The organism is Spongiibacter taiwanensis, from assembly GCF_023702635.1.
Classification (GTDB): Bacteria; Pseudomonadota; Gammaproteobacteria; order Pseudomonadales; family Spongiibacteraceae; genus Spongiibacter; species Spongiibacter taiwanensis.
On the sequence record NZ_CP098455.1, the window covers coordinates 1,215,652 to 1,238,323 of the forward strand.

General features: G+C 56.3%; 19 protein-coding genes. 5 read left to right on the forward strand and 14 right to left on the reverse strand.

Annotated features, from left to right (window positions below):
* Positions 1-7: 7 nt before the first annotated feature.
* Together NCG89_RS05640 and NCG89_RS05645 are read right to left on the reverse strand one after the other, a co-directional pair.
* Complete coding sequence (locus NCG89_RS05640) at positions 8-1,909, reverse strand: tetratricopeptide repeat protein (RefSeq protein WP_251088792.1); 1,902 nt, start codon at positions 1,907-1,909, stop codon at positions 8-10.
* 162 nt (positions 1,910-2,071) lie between these two features.
* Positions 2,072-2,515 carry a pilin gene (locus tag NCG89_RS05645; protein WP_285236394.1) on the reverse strand — a complete coding sequence of 148 codons (444 nt, stop codon included), beginning with the start codon at positions 2,513-2,515 and terminating at the stop codon, positions 2,072-2,074.
* A 308-nt stretch (positions 2,516-2,823) separates the two neighbouring features.
* On the opposite strand from NCG89_RS05645, the gene pilB reads away from it, so the two are divergent.
* The 5 genes from pilB to NCG89_RS05675 are packed head-to-tail and all read left to right on the forward strand — an operon-like array spanning position 2,824 to position 7,488.
* Positions 2,824-4,542: a type IV-A pilus assembly ATPase PilB gene (gene pilB / locus NCG89_RS05655; RefSeq protein WP_251088793.1), complete on the forward strand. Its 1,719-nt coding sequence runs from the start codon at positions 2,824-2,826 to the stop codon at positions 4,540-4,542.
* Positions 4,543-4,545: 3 nt separating this feature from the next.
* Entirely contained in the window at positions 4,546-5,763 is a 1,218-nt protein-coding gene (locus NCG89_RS05660) for a type II secretion system F family protein (RefSeq protein WP_251088794.1), read from the forward strand.
* Between the two features lie 36 nt (positions 5,764-5,799).
* Entirely contained in the window at positions 5,800-6,669 is an 870-nt protein-coding gene (locus NCG89_RS05665; RefSeq protein WP_285236395.1) for a prepilin peptidase, read from the forward strand.
* Positions 6,670-6,683: 14 nt separating this feature from the next.
* The gene (coaE, locus tag NCG89_RS05670; RefSeq protein ID WP_251088795.1) at positions 6,684-7,286 is read left to right on the forward strand and encodes a dephospho-CoA kinase; all 603 of its coding nucleotides are present in this window, start codon (positions 6,684-6,686) and stop codon (positions 7,284-7,286) included.
* Entirely contained in the window at positions 7,279-7,488 is a 210-nt protein-coding gene (locus tag NCG89_RS05675; protein WP_251088796.1) for a DNA gyrase inhibitor YacG, read from the forward strand. Before coaE ends, NCG89_RS05675 begins: the two co-directional genes overlap by 8 nt.
* 92 nt (positions 7,489-7,580) lie before the next feature.
* Here NCG89_RS05675 and mutT read toward each other — a convergent pair whose 3' ends face one another.
* The 12 genes from mutT to murD form a co-directional block, all read right to left on the reverse strand.
* Positions 7,581-8,018 (reverse strand): 8-oxo-dGTP diphosphatase MutT, encoded by a 438-nt coding sequence (gene mutT / locus NCG89_RS05680; protein WP_251088797.1) that lies wholly within the window; start codon positions 8,016-8,018, stop codon positions 7,581-7,583.
* Positions 7,999-9,219: a bifunctional glutamate N-acetyltransferase/amino-acid acetyltransferase ArgJ gene (argJ, locus tag NCG89_RS05685; protein WP_251088798.1), complete on the reverse strand. Its 1,221-nt coding sequence runs from the start codon at positions 9,217-9,219 to the stop codon at positions 7,999-8,001. Before argJ ends, mutT begins: the two co-directional genes overlap by 20 nt.
* 15 nt (positions 9,220-9,234) lie before the next feature.
* Positions 9,235-11,976 (reverse strand): preprotein translocase subunit SecA, encoded by a 2,742-nt coding sequence (secA, locus tag NCG89_RS05690; RefSeq protein WP_251088799.1) that lies wholly within the window; start codon positions 11,974-11,976, stop codon positions 9,235-9,237.
* Between the two features lie 457 nt (positions 11,977-12,433).
* A complete protein-coding gene (gene lpxC / locus NCG89_RS05695; protein ID WP_251088800.1) occupies positions 12,434-13,345 on the reverse strand; it encodes a UDP-3-O-acyl-N-acetylglucosamine deacetylase in 912 nt (303 codons plus the stop codon).
* Between the two features lie 128 nt (positions 13,346-13,473).
* Entirely contained in the window at positions 13,474-14,625 is a 1,152-nt protein-coding gene (gene ftsZ, locus NCG89_RS05700) for a cell division protein FtsZ (protein WP_251088801.1), read from the reverse strand.
* A 69-nt stretch (positions 14,626-14,694) separates the two neighbouring features.
* Positions 14,695-15,927, reverse strand: a complete 1,233-nt coding sequence (gene ftsA / locus NCG89_RS05705; RefSeq protein WP_251088802.1) for a cell division protein FtsA — start codon at positions 15,925-15,927, stop codon at positions 14,695-14,697.
* Positions 15,928-15,974: 47 nt separating this feature from the next.
* A complete protein-coding gene (locus tag NCG89_RS05710) occupies positions 15,975-16,748 on the reverse strand; it encodes a cell division protein FtsQ/DivIB (protein ID WP_251088803.1) in 774 nt (257 codons plus the stop codon).
* Positions 16,749-16,750: 2 nt separating this feature from the next.
* Positions 16,751-17,683 carry a D-alanine--D-alanine ligase gene (locus NCG89_RS05715; protein ID WP_285236396.1) on the reverse strand — a complete coding sequence of 311 codons (933 nt, stop codon included), beginning with the start codon at positions 17,681-17,683 and terminating at the stop codon, positions 16,751-16,753.
* Positions 17,676-19,106, reverse strand: a complete 1,431-nt coding sequence (gene murC / locus NCG89_RS05720) for a UDP-N-acetylmuramate--L-alanine ligase (RefSeq protein WP_251088804.1) — start codon at positions 19,104-19,106, stop codon at positions 17,676-17,678. The genes NCG89_RS05715 and murC overlap by 8 nt, the downstream gene beginning before the upstream one ends.
* Positions 19,099-20,181 carry an undecaprenyldiphospho-muramoylpentapeptide beta-N-acetylglucosaminyltransferase gene (gene murG, locus NCG89_RS05725; RefSeq protein WP_251088805.1) on the reverse strand — a complete coding sequence of 361 codons (1,083 nt, stop codon included), beginning with the start codon at positions 20,179-20,181 and terminating at the stop codon, positions 19,099-19,101. The genes murC and murG overlap by 8 nt, the downstream gene beginning before the upstream one ends.
* A complete protein-coding gene (gene ftsW, locus NCG89_RS05730) occupies positions 20,171-21,313 on the reverse strand; it encodes a putative lipid II flippase FtsW (RefSeq protein ID WP_251088806.1) in 1,143 nt (380 codons plus the stop codon). The genes murG and ftsW overlap by 11 nt, the downstream gene beginning before the upstream one ends.
* Positions 21,306-22,664 carry a UDP-N-acetylmuramoyl-L-alanine--D-glutamate ligase gene (murD, locus tag NCG89_RS05735; protein ID WP_251088807.1) on the reverse strand — a complete coding sequence of 453 codons (1,359 nt, stop codon included), beginning with the start codon at positions 22,662-22,664 and terminating at the stop codon, positions 21,306-21,308. Before murD ends, ftsW begins: the two co-directional genes overlap by 8 nt.
* Positions 22,665-22,672: the final 8 nt, after the last annotated feature.

The window sequence follows — 22,672 nt, forward strand, 5'->3', positions numbered from 1 at the left end:
GTAATCGTCACTTATTCGCCGCCATATCCACTGCCACGGTATGCTGAAAATCTCGGATTTGATTTAGGTACTCGTCTTTGCTCCGCCCGGAACTGCCAATCCGCCCATTTTCAATGTACTTAACGGCCTTATCGGCAAAGACTAAAGCGCTTTCAAAATTGGCTGCGCTGGCAAATTGTGCCGCCATATTCATCGCAGCGTCAGGCGAAGGTCTGGATTGAAGCGATTGTTGGAAGTGTACTTCAGCCTCAGCAACGCTGTGAGTATTTATAGCGATCATACCCAATAAATACTGAATTTGGGCATACCTGGCAGAACGAACATTGGCGTTTTCCCTAACCCGGAGCAATGCCTCCACAACCTGGCTCAGCTCTTCCCACCCCAGTTTTCGGCATCCGGGATGTTTCACAACACCAATTAAGGTTTGGTAATAGGCCAGGGCGCGCAAGTCGTAAGCCGTTCTGGATGCGAGAGACACGACAGTCTCGACGCTTGATGACGCAACGGAATCTGTTTTGCAGTCCACCACAAGCTTCCAAATCATCAGGTTAAGGTCATCCGGAATCCGGCTGACGGCCGTATCCGTGACTGCTTTTGCCTCATTCTCCAGTCCTGCATTCAATAGCTGCATCGCCGCCTGCTGCTGCGCTCTAGGTGATTCTGGCGCGGCCTCCGCCCAGGAAAACACCAATGAGTCGTAGCTTGCCCATACTCTGGAGGCCTGGAAGGTCATTGCGCTTAGCAGCGCCAAAAAAACCACACTGGAGAGCGCGAATACTTTGCTCGATACGTTTTTATAGATAAAAACTACGATGGGAAGGAAGAGAAACGCGGTGCCTAGGTAGTTCCGGTGCTCAAAATAGAGTTCCAGTGAAACCGTGGTCGACTCGATGAGATGACTGCCGTAGAAAAACAAGCCGGAGAACGCGATCAATTTATATTTTTTTCTGCACCAGATCAGCAGCATGATTGCCAGCGCATGAAAGACGAGCGTCCATAAAGTGCTTGCCGGATTTAACAGTCCTGTCGATTTCGGATAAGCATCTTGAAACACCCCAGCGGTAAATATTTTCGGCGCAAACCACAACCGCAAATACTCAGCAACAATGCGGCCCTCGGTTAACAGCCTTTCGTAAATACTAAACCCTCTGTGGCTTGAAACATGGAACATATCCACACTCACAGCCCGCCAAACCAAATAACCAAGTATTGCCAGCGAGGGAAGTATCAAAAAGCAGACAATCCAACGCCAATCCGGTCGCTGATGGCCCGAGGAGAAAATGGTGAATTCCAGAATCAGGACAAGCAACGGAAGCAAAGCACCGTTTTCTTTGGAAAATACAGCCAGCGCAGTGCCCAAAACAATTCCCGTGGACATCCAAACATATGAAATTCCGGGCTGGGTAGCGAGCCTGGCGCGGCCATACAGATACACTGCCATGCCCAAGTAGCAGAAGAGTGCCGCCAATTGCGCCATTCTTTGCACAACATACAGCGTCGTGGAAATCAGAAATGGATGCACCAACCAGATGGAAGTGGCTATAAGAGGCGCAATCAGGATGAGCTTGCGATCTGCGACATCAAGTGCAACGAGTATCTGGCGTGAGACGACGTAGACAAGACAGCCACAAACTAGATGAATCAGCAGATTTGTTACCTTGAAGACAAAGGGGTCGGCCGGCCAATCACTGGCATTGAGCACAAAGCTGACCAGGGAAATCGGTCTGCCTGTCGGGCCAGCATGACCGCCGAACACAAAGGCGCAGAATGTGTCCCAGTCCCGGATTCCCCCCAAGAAGCCAAGCTTATCCAGGTTGCCAAAATCATCGAATATAAAAGGACCGGCTAATCCCGGCCAATAAACTAGAACCGTGACTGCTGATACAGCAGCGAGAAGCAGAGTCGCCAAGAGCCTCTCGTGTAACAATTGTTGGGGCGTGGCCAACGTGAAATGTCCTTATCTACTGTGAATTACAGAAATGACCGGATAAGAAAAAGCCCGCTCATAGAGCGGGCTTCCTGTTCCCTACCTACACCTACCTATAAGCTAGCCAAGTGAGGCCCGATACACTTATGAACGGCAAGCAGAAGGCAAGTACTTGTCTTCGACAGCAGTACCCGTTACGCCCGGCTTGCATACCCATTCAAGAGACCCAAGGTTTGTAACTGGAGAAAGAGTGATGGTAGAACCATTGACTGTGGCGGAAGCATCGCCACCAATAGTAGCGGTAATGACACCATCAGCAACGTCAACTCGAGACGTGTATTTACCTTTGACGTTAGTTGCAACCGGAAGACCGTTAGTGTTGCTATCGATACCACTCAAATCACCAGTATCAGCATAAACATCAGCAACCTGAATTTTCAGACCACCCGCCAAGTTGACAGCTTCTGACGCTTGTGAGCGGGAAACGTAATCCTGGTAAGCAGGCAGTGCAACTGCAGCCAAAATACCGATGATTGCTACTACAATCATCAATTCGATCAGGGTAAAACCTTGTTGTACTTTTTTCATAATAATCTCCAACTCCAACGAGAATATGCGTTTGCAGATTGAAGGAAACCAATCTGGAAGGTTTGAAGCACGAAATATGCCAAAGCGAACCAATCAAATATTGGGCGAAAGCCCTCAGCCAACTACTCTTCCCGCAAGCCACTCATACCTTAGAGTGACCACATCTGACGTTTTTTGTCACCCACACCCATTACTTCGCAAACTTCCTATTTGCGACAAGCATTTATCATTACCGGACTATATTTCGACATGCTAGAGTAACTGATCGAAAGACTCGGTCTAAAACTACTGAAATTTAGTGATTGCTGATGAACAGTACCCAACCCCCTCTCAATGGCTTACCCCGACGTTTGGTTTACGATGGCCTTTTAGAAGAGACCGAAATACGCAAAGCTATCGATGCCGCCCAAAAAGATAAAAAAAGCTTAGTAGCTTACCTGGTCAGCAAGAATCTGGCTGACGGCATCAAGATTGCCGAGGCTGCCGCCGATGAGTTTGGCATCCCTTTTCTGGATCTGCGGGCGTATCTCCCTGAGCTTGCCCCCCAAAAATTGGTCGACAGCAAGCTGGTCCGCGCCCAGCACGCCCTCCCCTTGTTTAAACGAGGCAAGCGCCTGTTTCTTGGGGTTTCCGATCCGACGAATCTGGCCGCCCTTGATCAGATCAAATTCCATACCGGCCTGACCACCGAGCCAATCATTGTCGAAGAATCTGCGCTGAACGCAGCGATCGACAAATACCTCTCTGCCCAGGAGGAGTCTTTGGCAGACAGTCTGGGCGATATGGATGATATCGGCCTTGAGAATCTTGATATCGAAGCCGTAGATGAGGACGGCGATGGCGATGTTGATCTAAAGGGCGCCGACGAGGCGCCCGTCGTCAAGTTCGTTAACAAGGTATTGGTGGATGCCATTCGCGGCGGCGCATCAGATGTTCACTTTGAGCCCTATGAGAAAATCTACCGGGTGCGTTTCCGTACCGACGGTATTCTTCATGAGGTCGCCCGTCCGCCAGCGGCACTAGGCTACCGTTTGGCAGCGCGACTAAAAGTCATGTCACAAATGGACATCTCCGAACGACGCATTCCTCAGGATGGTCGCATCAAGATGAAACTGTCCAAGACCCGCTCCATCGACTTCCGGGTAAACACCCTGCCCACCTTGTGGGGCGAAAAAGTGGTGCTGCGGATTCTGGACCCCAGCTCTGCACAGATGGGTATTGATGCGCTGGGTTATGAGGAAGATCAGAAAGCCCTTTATATGAAGGCCTTGAGCCAGCCTCAGGGGATGATATTAGTCACGGGCCCGACCGGGTCCGGTAAAACGGTGTCGCTGTACACCGGCCTGAACATTCTTAACACGCCGGAGCTGAATATTTCCACCGCTGAAGACCCGGTGGAAATCAACCTCGAAGGCATCAACCAGGTCCACGTCAATCCAAAGGTCGGCCTGGGCTTTGCCGAGGCCTTGCGCTCCTTCCTGCGCCAGGACCCCGACATCATTATGGTGGGGGAGATTCGGGACTTGGAGACCGCAGAAATTGGTATTAAAGCGGCCCAGACCGGGCACTTGGTGTTATCCACCCTGCACACCAATAGCGCTGCCGAAACACTAACGCGGCTGTTGAATATGGGTGTGCCATCGTTCAACGTTGCCACCTCAGTCAGCTTGATTATCGCCCAGCGACTCGCACGACGACTGTGCAAGGAGTGCGCTGTACCAGCGGATATTCCTCAGCACACCTTGCTGGAAGAGGGATTTACACCGGAGCTATTGGACGGCGCGAGCATTATGGCCCCAGTGGGCTGTGAAAAATGTAACAATGGCTATAAGGGGCGGGTGGGCATTTACGAGGTTGTGCGTATTACCCCTGAGATCTCCCACATTATTATGGAAAATGGCAACTCGCTTGAAATCGCCGCAAAGGCGCAGGAACAGGGCTTTGCCAATTTGCGCCAATCGGCATTAAAAAAATGCGCACAAGGCGTGACCAGTCTGGAAGAAGTTAATCGGGTAACGAAGGATTAAGGCATGGCGACCGCAGCGTCAAAGACGGAAGTTTTTGTATGGCATGGAGTGGACAAACAGGGTAGGAAAACCCGTGGAGAATTAACCGCCCCCTCTGCCGCGCTCGTCAAGGCGCAGCTGCGCAAGCAGGGCATTGTCACCAAGCAAGTCAAGCGAAAGCCAAAGCCCTTATTCAGTAGCAAGAAAGCCATCAAGCCGGAGGATATTGCGATCTTCACCCGGCAGATGGCCACCATGCTGAAAGCCGGTGTGCCGTTGGTGCAAAGCTTCGATATCGTTGCCGAGGGCGCTGCCAATCCCACGATGCAGGATTTGGTCAACGAAATTAAAAATGATGTGGCCTCTGGGGGCGGATTTGCCGCCGCCTGTGCCAAGCACCCAAAATATTTTGACGACCTCTTTTGCAGCCTAGTCGAGTCCGGCGAACAGTCGGGTACCCTGGAGGTGATGCTGGATCGGGTTGCCACTTACAAAGAAAAGACAGAAGCACTCAAAAAGAAAATCAAGAAAGCCCTGACTTATCCAGCAGCGGTGATCGTCGTTGCGATTGTCGTTACGGCAATCCTGTTAATCAAAGTCGTTCCCCAATTTGCCAGTACCTTCCAAAGCTTTGGGTCGGATCTGCCGGCCTTTACCAAATTTGTTGTTTTCCTATCTGAGTGGGCTCAAGCCAACTGGTTTATTGCTCTGGGTGTGATGATTGCCGCGGGCTTCTCATTTAAAGAGGCTCGACGGCGTTCGAAGCGCTTCTCCGACTGGGTCGATAAAATGTCGCTCAAGATTCCCGTGGTCGGCGATATTATCTACAACTCGGTTATTGCTCGCTTCTCGCGCACCTTGGCAACCACCTTTGCGGCCGGTGTCCCCTTGGTAGATGCGCTGAATTCCGTCGCTGGCGCGGCAGGCAATGCCGTCTACTACAAGGCCATTATTCAAATCCGGGACGACGTGACCACCGGTCAAACCCTGTACTCCTCCATTCGCTTTACCAATCTCTTTCCCACCATGCTGCTGCAGATGGTCTCCATCGGTGAAGAATCCGGCTCTCTGGACGACATGCTCGACAAAGTGGCCACTCACTTTGAGGAGGCGGTGGATAACGCCGTCGATACGCTAACCGCGCTACTCGAGCCCTTCATTATGTCGATTCTGGGGGTATTGGTCGGCGGCCTGATGATCGCCATGTACCTGCCGATCTTTATGCTGGGTTCCGCGATTTAAAGACAGCACAGCCGTTAGCGAGACAAACAAGACCTTATGACCATTCTGCAACTGGCAGACAGCCAGCCCTTTATCTTTCTGGCCATTGTCGCCATTTTTGCGCTGATGTTTGGCAGCTTTTTTAATGTGGTGATTTACCGCCTGCCGAAAATCATGGAACAAAGCTGGCAGCAAGAGTGTAGATTGCTACTGGAGCTGCCAGCCCAGGACGAAAAACCCTTCAGCCTGAGCAAGCCCAACTCCCACTGCCCTAGCTGCAAAAGCCCCGTTAAGGTTTGGCAAAACATCCCAATTGTCAGTTTCCTCATGCTGAAAGGTCGCTGTGGGAACTGCAAGACAGCGATCAGCTGGCGCTATCCCGCCATCGAGTTGACGACCGCAGCGCTGGCAGTGTTCGCGATTGCCCATTTCGGTGCCACACCCCAGGGGGTTGCCGTGGTGCTGTTCAGTTGGCTTTTGCTGATCATGTCGATGATCGATATGGACCACCAACTGCTGCCCGACCAACTTACTTTACCCCTGCTCTGGCTCGGCCTGGCCTTCCACGCATTCACCGGCACCTTGCCCTTGGCGGATGCGGTTTGGGGCGCCATTTTTGGCTACCTGGTGCTGTGGTCTGTTTACTGGCTGTTCAAGTTGCTGACCGGCAAAGAAGGCATGGGCTACGGCGACTTCAAGTTGCTCGCGGCCCTCGGCGCCTGGCTCGGCTGGCAGCAGTTGCCGCTGATTATTATTTTATCCTCGCTGGTGGGTGCGGTGCTCGGCGCCATCAGCCTGAGCCTTGCGGGCAAGGGGCGCGGCCAGACCATTCCCTTCGGCCCCTACCTGGCCGCCGCGGGATGGATTGCCATGTTCTGGGGCGATCAAATCGTCTCCAGCTACCTCCAGTTTGCCGGCTTTAAATAGCCCCGGGGCCTGTCATGTATATCGTTGGCTTAACCGGGGGAATAGGCAGCGGCAAAAGCGCCGCCACCCGCGCCTTTGCCGACAAAGGCGTGGTCATCGTTGACGCTGACGTGGTCGCCCGCGAAGTAGTCGAACCTGGCACACCGGCATTAAAAGCCATTGCGGCCCACTTCGGTGATGACATTTTGCAGGAAAATGGCGCGCTGGACAGAGCGGCTCTACGACAGCGTATCTTTGCCGATCAGGATGAAAAGCGCTGGCTGGAAGCCCTCCTGCACCCGCTGATTCACGCAGAGACCCGGCGCCAGCTGGATGCCGCCCAATCACCCTATGTCATTTATGTGTCGCCCCTGCTGGTCGATGGCGGCCAGCAGACCATGTGCAAGGACCTTGTGGTGGTGGATGTGCCGGAAGCCGTGCAAATTGAGCGCACGATGGCCAGAGATAACAACCCGCGGTCTCTCGTCGAAAAAATTCTTGCCAGCCAGGTGGACCGCCAGACTCGCCTTGCAGCAGCCACCCATGTCATCGACAATAGCCGGGACTTGGCCTACCTAGCAGCACAGGTCGACACACTTCACCAGGAGTTCTTAAGCAAGGCGAAGCGAAATGACTGACCAGAACAACCCTGCCGCCAGGGTCTATGCCTGCCCAGGCTGCAAAACCAGCATTGTCTGGGACAGCGCCAACCCGGCAAAACCCTTCTGCTCGGAAAAGTGCAAGAATCAGGATTTTATTGCCTGGGCAAACGAAGACCACGCCATTCCTGGCAGCCCGGTCTATGAAGACATCCTTTCCAGTGATCTGGAAAATCACTAGCAGAAATTGGGCCCAGGCAAGCGTCAGGCTGCCCGCCAACCGCCTCTGTATTGGAGAACCCACTTGAAACAAGCAGGCATCGAAAGAACAGCCTAGGAAGCCGTTCCGGAATCGCTAACTGCCGCCTGCAAAATCCCATCGACAATGGCGCGATTGGCCTCAGGAAAGGCGTAGCTCGCTAAGGCCGCTGGTGTCACCCAGCGCAGCGGCTGCCCTTCGCGGCCCTCGGGCTCGCCTTTGCAACCCTCTATCCACCACACATTCAGACAGACCGCCTTGTCGCCATAATCGTGGTGGATTTTCATCATGCTGCGACAGGCCTGGTGATCAATTTCAACCCCCAGCTCTTCATCAAACTCCCGCACGAGCGCGGTGAGGATGTCTTCGCCATCTTCTCGCTTGCCACCCGGGAATTCCCACAGCCCACCTTGATGGGCTGATGCAGCCCGCTTGGCGATCAGGATATCGCCGCCGGGGCGGCGCAGCACCCCAACGGCTACTTCAATAGTTTTAGCTGCGGTACTCGGCATTAATTTTGACGTAGTCGTAGGAAAAATCGGTGGTCCAGATGGTTTCTCGCACATCGCCGCGCCGCAGATTAATTGTGATCGCGATTTCTTCCTGCTTCATCACTGCCGCGCCGGCCGCTTCGGTGTAGGAAGCTGCCCGACCACCCCTTTCGGCGATTAAGACATCACCCAGATGAACATCAATCTGGCTCACATCAAGGCCGCTAACTCCCGCCCGCCCGATGGCCGCCAAAATGCGCCCCCAATTTGGATCGCTGGCAAACAGGGCCGTTTTGACCAGGGGCGACTCAGCAACCGCATAGCCGACTTTCAGCGCTTCTTCCGTCGTTCCAGCGCCATCAACCACCACACTGACAAACTTGGTCGCACCTTCACCGTCGCGCACGATCGCCTGGGCGAGATGAATGAATACCTCCCGGATCGCTTCAGCCAGCGCGGGAAAATGGGGATGCTCTGCTGAGTCAATATCTTCGAGCCCGGCTTGACCAGTGGCCACCAGCACACAGGCATCGTTAGTGGAGGTGTCGCCGTCCACGGTAATGCGGTTAAAAGAGGCTTCGGTCGCGTCGCTAACCAGGGTTTGCAACAACGCCGGGGCAATGGCCGCGTCGGTTGCGACATAACCCAGCATGGTCGCCATATTGGGTTTGATCATGCCCGCACCTTTGGAGATACCGGTAATGGTGATCGTCCGGCCATCCAGTACGATTTGCCGGGAGCAGGCTTTGGGACGGGTATCGGTAGTCATAATACCGCTCGCCGCCGCTTCCCAATGATTCGCGTCGAGATCCGCCAGCGCCTGGGGCATGGCCGCAGTGAGCTTCTCTACCGGCAGCTTTTCACCAATAACACCGGTAGAAAAGGGCAACACGGCCTGAGGCGCAACGCCGGTCAACGACGCCAGTGCAGCACAGCTGCTTTCGGCGTCCTGCATGCCGATGTCGCCCGTACCCGCATTGGCGTTGCCGGTATTGACCAGCAAGTACCGAGGCTGCCCCTGCGCCAAATGTCGCTTGGCCAGCGTCACCGGTGCAGCGCAGAAGGCATTGGTCGTAAAGGTACCGGCGACCCGGCTGCCCTCGGCCAGCTCAAAAACCACGGTATCTTTGCGACCGGGCTTTTTGATGCCCGCACTGCCGATACCAATTCGCACACCCTTAACCGGGTGCAACGTTCCCAAATCCCCAGAACCGACTGCCATGACTGACCTACCCGCTTAGCTTAAACTGCCGTGACACTGCTTGTATTTTTTGCCCGAACCGCAGGGGCAGGGCTCATTGCGCCCCACTTTGCGACCGTCTCTGACGTAGGTTTCAGGCGTTGCTGCAGCTGTCGGCTCGGCGTTCTCCGGTTCTTCTTCAGCAATGGCTGAACTCTCTGCGTGCTGAAAGTTCATCGCCCGCTTGGCTTCTTCCTCACGGCGCTGACGCTGCAACTCTGCCGCATTTTCGTCTTCCTGCAACTGCAGGTGGGAAAGGAAGCGAATCACTTCGTGCTTAAGGTTCTCGAGCATTTGCTGGAACAGCGCAAAGGCCTCGCGTTTGTATTCCTGCTTGGGGTTCTTTTGCGCAAAGGCGCGCAAATGAATGCCGTGGCGCAGGTGATCCATGGTGGAGAGATGCTCCTTCCACAAGGTATCGAGCACCTGCAGCATGATGTGCCGCTCAATCTTGCGCATGTCGGCGCCGACCCGCTCGCACTTGTCCCGGTAGGCCTGCTCGACTTCGGCCACAATACGCTCGGCGAGGTTGTCTTCGTGCAGCGAGTTATCTTCATCCAGCCACTGCTGAATCGGCAGGTTGACGGTGAATTCCGCCTCGATTCGGCGCTCCAGCCCGGGAATATCCCACTGTTCTTCCAAACTTTGTGGCGGAATGTATTCACTCACCACGTCGCCAATCACATCCCGGCGAATCACATCCAGCATTTCGCTGATGTCTTCTGCTTCCAGCAGCTCGTTGCGCTGCTGGTAAATAATCTGCCGCTGGTCGTTGGCCACGTCATCGTATTCCAGCAACTGTTTGCGGATATCGAAGTTGCGGCCTTCCACTTTGCGCTGGGCTTTTTCAATGGCGTTGGACACCATTCGATGCTCAATCGCCTCGCCTTTTTCCAGGCCCAGGGCCTGCATAATGCCGCGTACCCGATCGGAGGCAAAAATCCGCATCAGGCTGTCTTCGAGAGACAGGTAGAAGCGAGACACACCGGGGTCACCTTGACGACCCGCACGGCCGCGCAGCTGATTATCGATACGCCGCGACTCGTGCCGCTCGGTGCCGATAATGTGCAGACCGCCAGCCTGAATCACTTTTTCGTGGCGGATCTTCCAACTTTCGCGCAACTCGTTCACCACCTCCTCAGAGGGATTTTCCAGACTGGCGATTTCGACATCCACATTGCCGCCCAAGACAATATCGGTACCGCGACCCGCCATGTTGGTGGCAATGGTAATCACCCCCGGCCGACCGGCCTGAGCGATAATTTCCGCTTCCTGCTCGTGGTATTTGGCGTTCAACACTTTGTGCGCCACACCCGCCGCCTTGAAGCGCTGGGACATTTCCTCGGAAGTCTCAATTGACGCGGTTCCCACCAGTACCGGCGCCCCGGTAGCCACAATGTCACAGACATCTTTAACAATGGCGTCGTACTTCTCTTCTTTGGTCAGATACACCAGGTCATTCAGATCGCGCCGTGCACTGGGCTTGTTGGTCGGAATCACCACCACATCAAGGCCGTAAATTTGCCTGAACTCAAAGGCCTCGGTGTCGGCGGTACCGGTCATGCCCGCCAGCTTGTTGAACAAGCGGAAATAGTTCTGGAAGGTGGTGGAGGCATACGTCTGGCTTTCCGCCTGGACGGTCACCCCTTCTTTGGCTTCGATGGCTTGATGAAGGCCCTCAGACAGCCGACGGCCCGGCATGGTCCGCCCGGTGTGCTCGTCGATCAAAATCACCTGATCGTTCTGCACAATGTATTCAATATTGTTGTGGAACAGCACGTGGGCCCGCAGCGCGGAATTCACATGATGGAGCAGGCTCAGGTTACTGGCGGAATACAGCGAATCCCCTTCTTCCAGCAAGCCCTCCTTGGTGAGCCACTCTTCTACCAGCTGGTGACCGGCCTCATTCAATTCAACCTGACGCAACTTTTCGTCAACGGTGTAGTGGCCTTCTGCCTCTTCGCCATCGTCACCGGCATCGCCGGTCTCAACAACTGGCTTTAAGGTGGGAATAAAACGATTAATCTGCCGATACAGGGCCGAGCTGTCTTCTGCCGGACCAGAGATAATCAGCGGGGTGCGCGCTTCATCGATGAGGATCGAGTCCACCTCATCGATGATCGCGAAATTGAGCTCGCGCTGATAGCGGTCTTCAATGGCAAAAGCCATGTTATCCCGCAGGTAATCAAAGCCGAATTCGTTGTTGGTGCCATAGGTAATATCGGCCCGATAAGCCGCGCGCTTTTCTGCGCTGTCTTGACCAGAGCGAATCACACCCACCGACAGTCCCAAGAACTCATACAGCGGACGCATCCAGTTGGCGTCCCGGTGGGCGAGGTAGTCGTTCACCGTCACCACAAAAACGCCTTTGTCGGCCAGGGCGTTCAAGTACACCGCCAGGGTCGCCACCAGGGTTTTCCCTTCACCGGTACGCATCTCGGCAATGGTGCCTTCATGCAGCGAGATACCGCCAATCAGCTGCACGTCGAAGTGGCGCATGCCCATCACCCGGCGGCCCGCTTCGCGAGCCACGGCAAAGGCTTCAGGGAGAATCTGGTCCAGTGTTTCGCCGTCGGCCAGGCGCTGTTTGAACTCGGCGGTTTTACCCTGAAGCTCAGCATCGCTCAGTCCGGACAGACCTTCTTCAAGCTGGTTAATCAGGGCAACCGTTTTGCGCATGCGCTTGAGTTCACGGTCGTTTTTGCTGCCGACAATCTTCTTGAAAACTGCTGATATCATTGTATTTCGTCGTTGCTTCTTGTGAGGGTTCGATTCGATACACGGTAACCGGCAAGCGCCGCACTACCGCCCAGTCTATATTGGGCCTTAATCAACCACTGACAATAGCGAAACAGAAAAACAATTCGAGGAATTGTCTCGGCTGTTGCCATCATCATGACAAAGCGCACTAACTCTGAGCCCGCCCGATGCGCTGCATCGCGACGCCGTTACTGGCAAACCGGAGGTGCAACAGACTCTTGCCAATTCAGGACACCCGCGGGGTATCGGGCTGGCGGACAGGGCAATTTGGGTTTGACCCTTCCCGTTCATGCACAGGAAGCCGACCGATCAACCGGGCAAAACTCGGTGTTTGACAGCCGCGCCACAGGGGCAAATCCGAGCCGCAATATCGCATAGATAAGGAGAGATTACCATGCCCGGCAACCGCCGCCACCGGGCAGGAAAGAGAGGTAAATCAGGCGCTGGCAGCAGCGGCCATGTAAGAAATCGGCGCTTCGGCGGGGTCTTCAAAGGTCACCCACTCCCAGGCGTCGGTTTCTTTGATCAGTTTGCGCAGCGAGGCGTTGTTCAAGCCGTGGCCAGACTTGAACGCCCGGAACTCACCCACCAGACTGGTACCCAGCAGGTAGAGGTCACCAATGGCATCAAGCACCTTGTGCTTAACAAACTCGTCTTCGTATCGCAGGCCATCCTCGTTGAGAATGCGGTATTCATCAACAACAATGGCGTTGTCGACGCTACCACCCTGGGCCAGCCCTTTGGAGCGCAGGTATTCGATCTCATGCATGAAACCAAAGGTGCGCGCCCGGCTTACCTCTTTCACAAAGGAGGTACTGGAGAAATCCAGCTCGGCGTGGCCGGTGCGATCTTTGAACACAGGGTGATCAAAATCGATGGTGAAGGAGACTTTGAAGCCATCAAAAGGGAGGAAGCTAGCTACTTTGTCACCGTCTTTCACCGTCACCGGCTTTTTAATACGAATGAATTTCTTCGGCGCGCTCTGCTCTTCAATACCCGCAGACTGAATCAGAAACACGAAGGGGCCGGCACTGCCATCCATAATCGGCACTTCTGACGAACTCAGTTCTACGTAGGCATTATCAATGCCCAGACCCGCCATGGCGGACAACAGGTGCTCCACGGTAGATACCCGCACATCGCCGTTGACCAGCGTTGTGGACAGGGTAGTGTCTCCGACATTTTCAGCGTGAGCCTTAATCTCCACAACCGGGCTCAAATCGGTGCGGCGGAAAACCACGCCCGTATCGACCGGTGCAGGCTTCAAGGTCAGGTAGACCTTTTCGCCGGTGTGCAAACCAATGCCGGTTGCCCGGATGGTATTGCGCAAGGTTCGCTGTTTAATCATGTCGTTCACTCTACGTTACTGGGCGCCAAGTCGCCGTCATCGGGCCTGCATCAAATTGCGAGGGCAGCGTACCCTAGCGCGCCATTGTCATGGCGCGCCGCCGCAAACTACTGCCAAACCCGGTTGAACTAGTCCGCTTGGCGACGCAGGAAAGCGGGGATATCCAAGTATTCCATATCCCGATCTTCCAGTGCCGGAGCAGCCTCCCGGGCCACCGCTGCCTGTTGGTTGCGCATAACAGTGGGGCGATCCAGTTTGCGATAATCCGTACCGCGGGGCTCGACAACCTTGGTTTCCACCACTTTCAGGGGCGCTTCCTGGCCGATGCCGTCGAGGCCGGTGGCTACGACAGTCACCCGGAGCTCGTTGCTCATCTCGGGATCAATTACCGTACCCACTACTACCGTTGCATTCTCAGATGCGAATTCCTCGATAGTATCCCCCACTTCACTGAACTCGCCTAGGGAAAGGTCCAAACCCGCGGTAATATTAACCAAAATGCCCCGGGCGCCCTGCAAGTTCACATCCTCCAGCAGCGGGCTGCGAATCGCGGCCTCTGCGGCCTCCCGAGCACGGTTCTCGCCAGTGGCCACACCGCTGCCCATCATGGCCATACCCATCTCAGACATCACGGTACGCACGTCGGCAAAGTCGACGTTGATCATACCGGGGCGAATGATCAGATCCGCGATACCCTGAACGGCGCCCAAAAGCACGTCGTTGGCGGCTTTGAAGGCATCCAGCAGGCTAGTACCCTTGCCCAAAACGGGCAGCAATTTCTCGTTGGGGATGGTGATCAGCGAATCTACATGCTGGCGCAGCTCCCGCATGCCCTGCTCGGCAATGGCCATGCGCTTTTTGCCCTCGAAGGGGAAAGGCTTGGTGACCACCGCCACGGTCAAAATGCCCAGCTCTTTGGCAACTTCGGCCACTACCGGCGCGCCGCCGGTGCCTGTACCACCACCCATGCCGGCGGTGATGAACACCATATCAGCACCTTCGAGTGCTTCAGCGATGCGATCGCGATCCTCAATGGCGGCCTGACGACCCACCTCGGGGTTGGCACCGGCACCCAGCCCCTTGGTAATGCACGTGCCCAGCTGCAACACGGTTTTTGACATCACGTCGGTCAGTGCTTGGGCATCGGTGTTGGCGCAGATGAAATCCACACCTTCAACATCGCAGGCAATCATGTGTTTCACGGCATTGCCGCCACCACCGCCAACACCAACGACTTTTATCACTGCATTTTGTGGAACGTTATCAACTAGTTCAAACATGGTTTCTCTCCCTTTTTGCATTTTCAGCCCCGTGGCCACACGGGACCGGCTCTACATCGTTAAAAAGACTTAAAAATTGTTTTGTACCCATTGCTTCAGTCGGGACAAAAATCCGTCCCGTTTGACGCGGCCACCGCGTCCCTGATGCTCAGCCTGGTGCTTCATGCCGTACTGCAGCAGCCCCACGCTGGTGGAATAAATCGGATTGCGCACGATATCGGTCAACCCCCGCACATCCTGGGGTACGCCAATGCGCACCGGCATGTGGAAAATCTCCTCGGCCAGCTCAACCACCCCTTCCATCTTTGAGGTGCCGCCCGTCAGCACGATGCCGGCCGCACACAGGTCTTCGTAGCCACTGCGGCGCAGCTCGGCTTGCACCAGGGTGAACAGCTCGTCGTAACGGGGCTCCACCACCTCAGCCAGCGACTGCCGCGACAGCTCCCGGGGCGCCCGCTCACCAACACTGGGTACCTTGATGGTTTCCCCCTCGCCGGCGAGCTGGGTCAGGGCGCAGGCGTATTTGATTTTGATTTCTTCGGCGTACTGGGTTGGAGTGCGCAGGGCCATGGCAATGTCATTGGTCACCTGGTCGCCGGCGATAGGAATCACCCCGGTGTGGCGAATGGCGCCATCGGTGAAGATCGCGATATCGGTAGTGCCGCCACCGATATCAACCATGCACACACCCAGCTCTTTTTCGTCGTCGGTCAGCACCGAGTAGCTCGACGCCAATTGCTCCAGAATCACGTCTTCGACTTCCAGACCGCAGCGGCGAATACACTTTTCAATGTTCTGCACGGCATTCACGGCGCAGGTCACCAGATGCACCTTGGCCTCCAGACGCACACCGGACATTCCCAGCGGCTCCTTGATACCCTCCTGGTCATCAATCACAAATTCCTGGGGCAGGATGTGCAGCACTTTCTGGTCCGCCGGAATCGCCACCGCCTGCGCGGCATCAATCACCCGGTCCAGATCGAGCTGGAACACTTCCCGGTCGCGGATGGCGACAATACCGTGGGAATTGAGGCTGCGAATGTGATTACCGGCGATCCCCACATACACGCTGTGGATTTCGCAGCCGGCCATCAACTCGGCCTCCTCCACCGCCCGCTGAATGGAGTGGACCGTGGATTCGATATTGACCACCACTCCCTTTTTCAGGCCACGGGACGGATGAGAGCCAATGCCCACCACATCCAGCTTGCCCTCATCGTTGACCGAGCCAACGATCGCGACCACCTTGGAGGTGCCGATATCCAGTCCCACGATCATTCTGCCCGAGTTAGCGTTAGGCATTGCGTTTCTCCCTCAGTGCCTGCCGATACATCTGGCATTGTGTTGTGTTAACCATTTTTGCTTGCCTGTTGTTCCCGCCACGCCACTGCGAGGCCGTTGACATAGCGGGTATCCACACGTTTCACCCGCTCAAAATCCTTTGCCAGCTCCTTGCGGTAAACCCACAAGAAACGGCGCAATTTTTCCAGAGGCTCCTGTCGCCCCATCACCAATTCGGCGCCGCCGTTCAGCGTCGCCCGCCAGCTTCCCCTGGCACTCATCTCCAAGCGCACCAGCTGCAAACGCTCATCACCCAGTAACTGGCTCATCAGCCGGTACTGACGCATGATCTCAATCGCACTGCCTTCAGGGCCCTCTAGCACCGGCAGCTCAGCGTTTACCCGCTGGCCTTTCAGCGGCACAAAAATCTTGCCGCGGTGGTTGAGGAGTCCGCCATCACCCCAAATCGCAATCGGGGTTTCTTCGACGATGGTGATTTTCAATTCTCGCGGCCACAGCCGCTCGACTTCTGCCCGGTACACCCAGGCCTCCTCTTCCAGCTCTTGCTGGATGGCCTCCAAATCCAGGCCGATATAACCCACCGCCAGATGCCGGGTGACGCGCTCAACCAACACCTCCCGGCTCACATGGCGGAGGTCACCGGCAAACACCACCCGCTCTACCGGTATTGCATCCAACTGGCTACCCAGGCGCTCTACGCCATAAAGAAAGCCAACCACCACCAGCACCAACACCAAGCGGCTCAGAACCCGTCCCCACGGCCAGGGGCGACGTTCGGCCCGCGGCTTGGAGGATTTAAAGCGGTTCTGCTTGGCGCTCATGCCTAGTCAGCTCCCATCGCGCAATCCGCCAGAATTGCCAGCACTAGCTCATCAAAGCTCATACCCGCTTGACGAGCGGCCATTGGCACCAGGCTGTGATCCGTCATTCCCGGCACGGTATTCACCTCCAGCAGGTAAAAGGCACCGGACTGATCTTGCATCACATCAACACGCCCCCAGCCACGACAGCCCAAGCTGTCAAAGGCGTCCAGCGCGAGTTGCTGCAACTCCGCTACCAGGGCATCGCTCAAGCCGCAGGGACATAAGTACCGGGTATCGTTGGACAAGTACTTGGCGTTGAAATCATAAAATTCAGCGTCGGTCTCCAGCTTGATCGGCGGCAAGGGTTTGCCACTCAGCACCGCCACGGTGTACTCGCCGCCACTAATCCATTGCTCGACAAATACCCGGCCATACGCACTGGCCTGACGCCACGCGGCTTCAAGCTGGGCCGCATCCTTCGCCCGGGCCATGCCGATACTGGAACCCTCGCAGGCGGGTTTGACAATGACCTGACCCAGCTCATCAATAATGCCCTGCCAATTGCTGTCAGCACGCAGCTCCACAAACTGTGCACTGGGCAGCCCAGCCCCTTTCCACAATAATTTGCAGCGCAACTTGTCCATCGCCAGGGCCGAGGCCATCACTCCGCTGCCGGTGTAGCGAATACCCATGCACTCCAGCGCGCCCTGTACCGTGCCGTCTTCGCCGCCGGGGCCATGCAAGGCAATAAACACGTGAGAGAACTCGGCAATTTGCTCAGCCCAATCCACTTGAGCGACGTCTACTGCCAGAGCTTCAATACCCAGCCGACCGAAGGCCTCCATCACTGCGGCGCCGCTTCTCAGTGAGATCTCCCGCTCTGAGGATTTCCCCCCCAGCAGCACTGCCACTTTCCCGCCGATGGCCCGGCTCACCGCGCCCACATCAGTCATGCTCTTTGCTCCACTCGTAGGTCGCTAACTGTTGGGCCAGGGCACCTATGTTTCCAGCGCCCTGGGTCATCAGTACGTCGCCCGGTTGCAATACATTTTTCAACGCCCGCTCAGCCGACTCGATGCTCTCGATAAACACCGGCTCCATACCGCCTTGCAGTCGAATGCTGCGGCACAGGCTGCGGCTGTCTGCACCGGGGATCGCATCCTCACCGGCGGAATACACATCGAGTAACAAGAGCTTATCGACTGTGCCTAACACCCGCACAAAGTCTTCATAGAGGTCTTTGGTTCTGCTGTAGCGGTGGGGCTGATACAGCATGACCACCCGCCGATCCGGCCACGCCTGCCGACACGCAGCAATGGTTGCGGCCACTTCGGTGGGGTGGTGGCCATAATCGTCCACCAACATAAACGTGCCATCGGCCAGGGCTAATTCGCCATAGCGCTGGAAGCGGCGCCCCACTCCCTGGAAATTGGCAATGCCCCTCGCAATGGCGTCATCTTCCAAGCCTTCATCGGTGGCTACCGCCACTGCCGCGGTGGCATTGAGCACGTTGTGCACACCAGGCTGGTGAATACATAACGACAGCACACTGCCGTCGGGTCGGCGCACATCAAAGGTGCTTTGCAGACCCTGTTTAACCAGATTTTCGATACGAAAATCTGCGTCGTCACTAAAGCCATAGGTCAGCGTCTGACGCCCAATATCCGCGTGAATTTCCCGCACTACCGGGTCATCAATGCACACCACCGCCACGCCGTAGAAAGGCAGGTTATGCAGAAATTCAATAAACGTGCGCTTCAACTGGGAGAAATCGCCGTTGTAGGTGGCCATGTGGTCCGCCTCGATGTTGGTCACCACCGACACCATGGGCTGCAAATGCAAGAAGGACGCGTCACTTTCGTCGGCCTCAGCAACCAGATAGCGACTCTCGCCGAGCGCGGCATTGGTGCCCGCACTGTTCACCAATCCACCAATCACAAAGGTTGGGTCTAGCCCAGCCTCGGCAAAAATCGAGGTAATCAGGCTGGTGGTTGTGGTTTTGCCGTGGGTACCCGCCACCGCAATGCCATGGCGATAACGCATCAGCTCAGCCAGCATTTCGGCACGACGGACAATGGGCACCCGCTTGGCGCGCGCCGCCTCAACCTCAGGGTTGCTGTCTTTCACTGCCGATGACGTCACGACCACATCGCTATCGGCAATGTTGTCGCCGCTGTGGCCGATGGCGATCCGGGCACCCAACTGCTGCAGGCGCGCCGTCGTCGGCCCCGCTTTCAAATCCGAGCCGCTGATGCGATACCCCAGATTCAACAACACCTCTGCAATACCGCACATCCCGGCACCACCAATACCCACGAAGTGAATGCGCTTTACTCGACGCATTTCTGGCACGACAAAGGAACGCTTATCAGCCATGAGCAAACTCCAGACACTGGGCCGCGGCCACCGACGCTGCTTCCGGTTTGGCCAGACGGCGAGCGGCCTCGGCGCGACCGAGCAATTGACTGCGATCGCCACCCAGGTTGAGCAGGTAATCACTCAGCCAGGCCACGGTAAATTGGGATTGATCGACAATATCGCCACCACCGCCTTCGGCAAACCAGGCGGCATTGGCCCGCTGGTGGTCGTCAATGGCGTGGGGCAAGGGCACCAGCACCGCCGGCACACCCGCAGCAGCAAGTTCGGCGACAGTCAGCGCTCCCGCGCGGCACAACACCACATCGGCCCAGGCGTAGGCGGCTGCCATATCGCCAATAAAAGCCTCAGCTTTGGCCTTCACTCCGGCCTTGGCGTAGGCCTCTTGCACCTGCTGCTCGTGGAGTTTGCCAGTCTGGTGCCACAACTCGGGACGTTGTGCTTCAGCAAGGCCTTGCCAGCAGCCGATGACCACATCATTAATCGGCTTGGCGCCCAGGCTACCGCCCAGCACCAGTACACGAAGCGCGCCATCACGCACCTGCCAACGCGCAGCAGGTGCGGGCAAGTCGGCAATCACCGTGCGTACCGGATTGCCCACATACAAGGCTTTGTTGCCACCAAGTGCAATGGGATAGCCGGTCATGCATACCCGGGCAATTTTGGCCAGCAGGCGATTGGTTGTACCGGCCACCGCATTTTGTTCCTGGATCAAGACCGGCACACCCAACAGTTTTGCCGCCAGGCCTCCTGGGCCAGACGCGTAGCCGCCCATGCCCAGTACACAGAAAGGCTTGAGACGGCGGATCAGGGCCATGCTCGACAACACTGCCGTCCCCGCCTTTGCCAACGCGAGCACGCGAAACAGGGGGTTTTTACCACGAACACCCGCCATATCGAGTTTGTGCAAGGGGTAGCCAGCCTCCGGCACCAGGCGCGCCTCAATTCCGGCATCAGTTCCAAGCCAATGCACGTCCACACCTTGGTCGGCCAGCTCTTTCGCCACCGCCAATGCGGGAAAAACGTGACCCCCGGTGCCACCCGCCATGATCAGAATTCGCCGTTCAGTGGCCATACTTCCCCCTGCATTCACGCTCAATGCGGGCGACAATTCCCATCATGGCAATACACACGATCAAACTACTGCCGCCATAGCTGACAAAGGGTAATGTCAGCCCTTTTGTTGGTAGCAGACCGATATTCACCCCCATATTGATAAAGGCCTGGCCGCTGATCATCACCGCAATGCCGTAGGCCACATAGGCATGAAAAAGCTGGCCGATCATTTCGGCGTGGCGACCAATTTGCAGAATGCGGGCAATCAGCCCCACGAACAGGCCCACCATCAGCATGCTGCCGAGAAAGCCAAATTCTTCTGCAAAAATGGCAAACACAAAATCGGTGTGGGCCTCCGGCAAATAGAACAGTTTTTGCACACTATTGCCGAGGCCAACCCCGGTCAGCTCGCCCCGACCAAAGGCGATCAGCGACTGGGTTAGCTGATAGCCGGAGTTAAATTGATCAGCCCAGGGATCCGTGAAAGCGGTTAAACGCTTCATCCGGTAGGGTTCGAAAATTACCATTGCCACTGCGCCGGCCGCACAACTCAAAATCACCAGCATAAATTGACCGAGTTTCACCCCGCCCAGAAAGATCATCACAAAGGCAGAGCCCGCCGTTACCACGGTTGCCCCAAAATCCGGCTCCAGCATCAGCAACAAAGTCACAGCAAACAGCACGGCCATTGGCTTGATAAAGCCAGACCAGCGGTGCTGCACTTCGTCACGACGACGAACCAGATAGCCGGCGAGATAGAAAATCACAAATAACTTCACAAACTCTGAGGCCTGCAAGGTCAGTGGCCCTAGGGCCAACCAACGACGGCTGCCATTCACTTCGCGGCCAACACCGGGAATCAGCACCAAGGCCAACAGAACGAAGCCAATCAACAACCACAGCCAGCTGCTGCGCTCCCAGACTTCCACGGGAACCAGATACATCACCAGGCCAGCACCAATGGCGATACTGAAATGCAAGAAGTAGCGCTTGGCAAAGAAGAAGGCGTCCCCATAGCGACCCGCGGCATGCTCAACTGATGCCGAGACCATCGCCACAAACCCAACAAACAATAGCGCCACCAACAGCAGTTGCAGCACGCGATCCACACTGCGAATTTCCTGCAGCGAGTGAGCAGCAAGGTTATTCATCGCCACCCTCCTCGCTGAGTTGCGTCACCGCCTCGACAAACATGCGTCCGCGATGCTCGTAGCCATCGAACATGTCGAAGCTGGCACAGGCCGGAGACAGGAGCACTCGATCCCCTGGCGCACTGATCTTGGCCGCCATTCTGACCGCCTCAGCCATGGTGGCAGCATGAGCAGTCGTTACTCGACCGGCAATCGCCCGGTCGATATCGTCGGCGGCCTCACCAATCAACACCGCGCCGCGACCGTATTTCGCCAGCGTGGCGCCCAGGGCGCTAAAACTCGCTCCCTTACCCAGGCCGCCAGCGATCAAAACCACCTTGCCTTCGCCAGCCAATCCCTGAATAGCGGCTTCTGAGGCGCCCACATTGGTGCCTTTGGAATCGTTGTAGTACCCCACACCGGCGATGTCGGCCACAAATTCGCAGCGATGGGCCAGGCCGCGAAACCGGGTGAGGGTCGCCAGCATGGCCTCCAGTGGCAAGCCCGCCGCACTGCCCAACGCCAAAGCTGCCAGGGCATTGCTCAAGTTATGGCGACCCGCAATTAACAATTGGTTAGTCGCCAGCAACGGCTTGCCGGCCAGGGCGATGTACTCTTGCCCGTCCTGCTCCAACAAGCCAAAACAACGGAAGTCTGAGCGGCCCAAACGATACTCCCAGCGCTCGACTTCGTCGGGCACCAGAGGAGAGCTCAAGGGTTCATCCCGATTGACCACCACTTTATGACAGCCGCGGAAAATACGGTGTTTTGCCTGGTGGTAGGCCACCATACTGCCGTGATGGTCGAGATGGTCTTCCGACACATTCAGCACCGTGGCCACCTCAGCACCGAGGTGATCGCAACGCTCCAGCTGGAAGGAGGACAGCTCCATCACATACAGCGCAACACCCGGATCAAGCAGGTCGAGAGCCGGGGTGCCCAAATTGCCGCCAACGGCTACCGCCACGCTGGCGTCCTTGGCCATCTCGCCCACCAACGTCGTGACTGTGCTTTTGCCGTTAGAACCGGTGATCGCCACAATCGGCGCAGTGGCGTCCTTGCTGAAGTAGTGGATATCACCGGAGATCGTCACACCCGCCTCCCGAGCGGCGACAATCGCGGGCTCACTCAGGGGGATGCCAGGGCTCAGGACCAGCTCACTCACACTGGAAAACAAATCGGAATCAAAGGGCCCCAGATGCACCTGCACCTCGGGGAACGCTTTCTCAAAAGAGGATGCCCCCGGCGGCGACAGACGATTATCCGCCATCGCGAAGGGCAGGCCGCAGCGCGCAAAATAACGGGCGATAGATAGCCCGGTCTGACCCAGACCGACTACCAAGCGCGCATTATCTGTTGCAATCAATGCCACGGACCTCT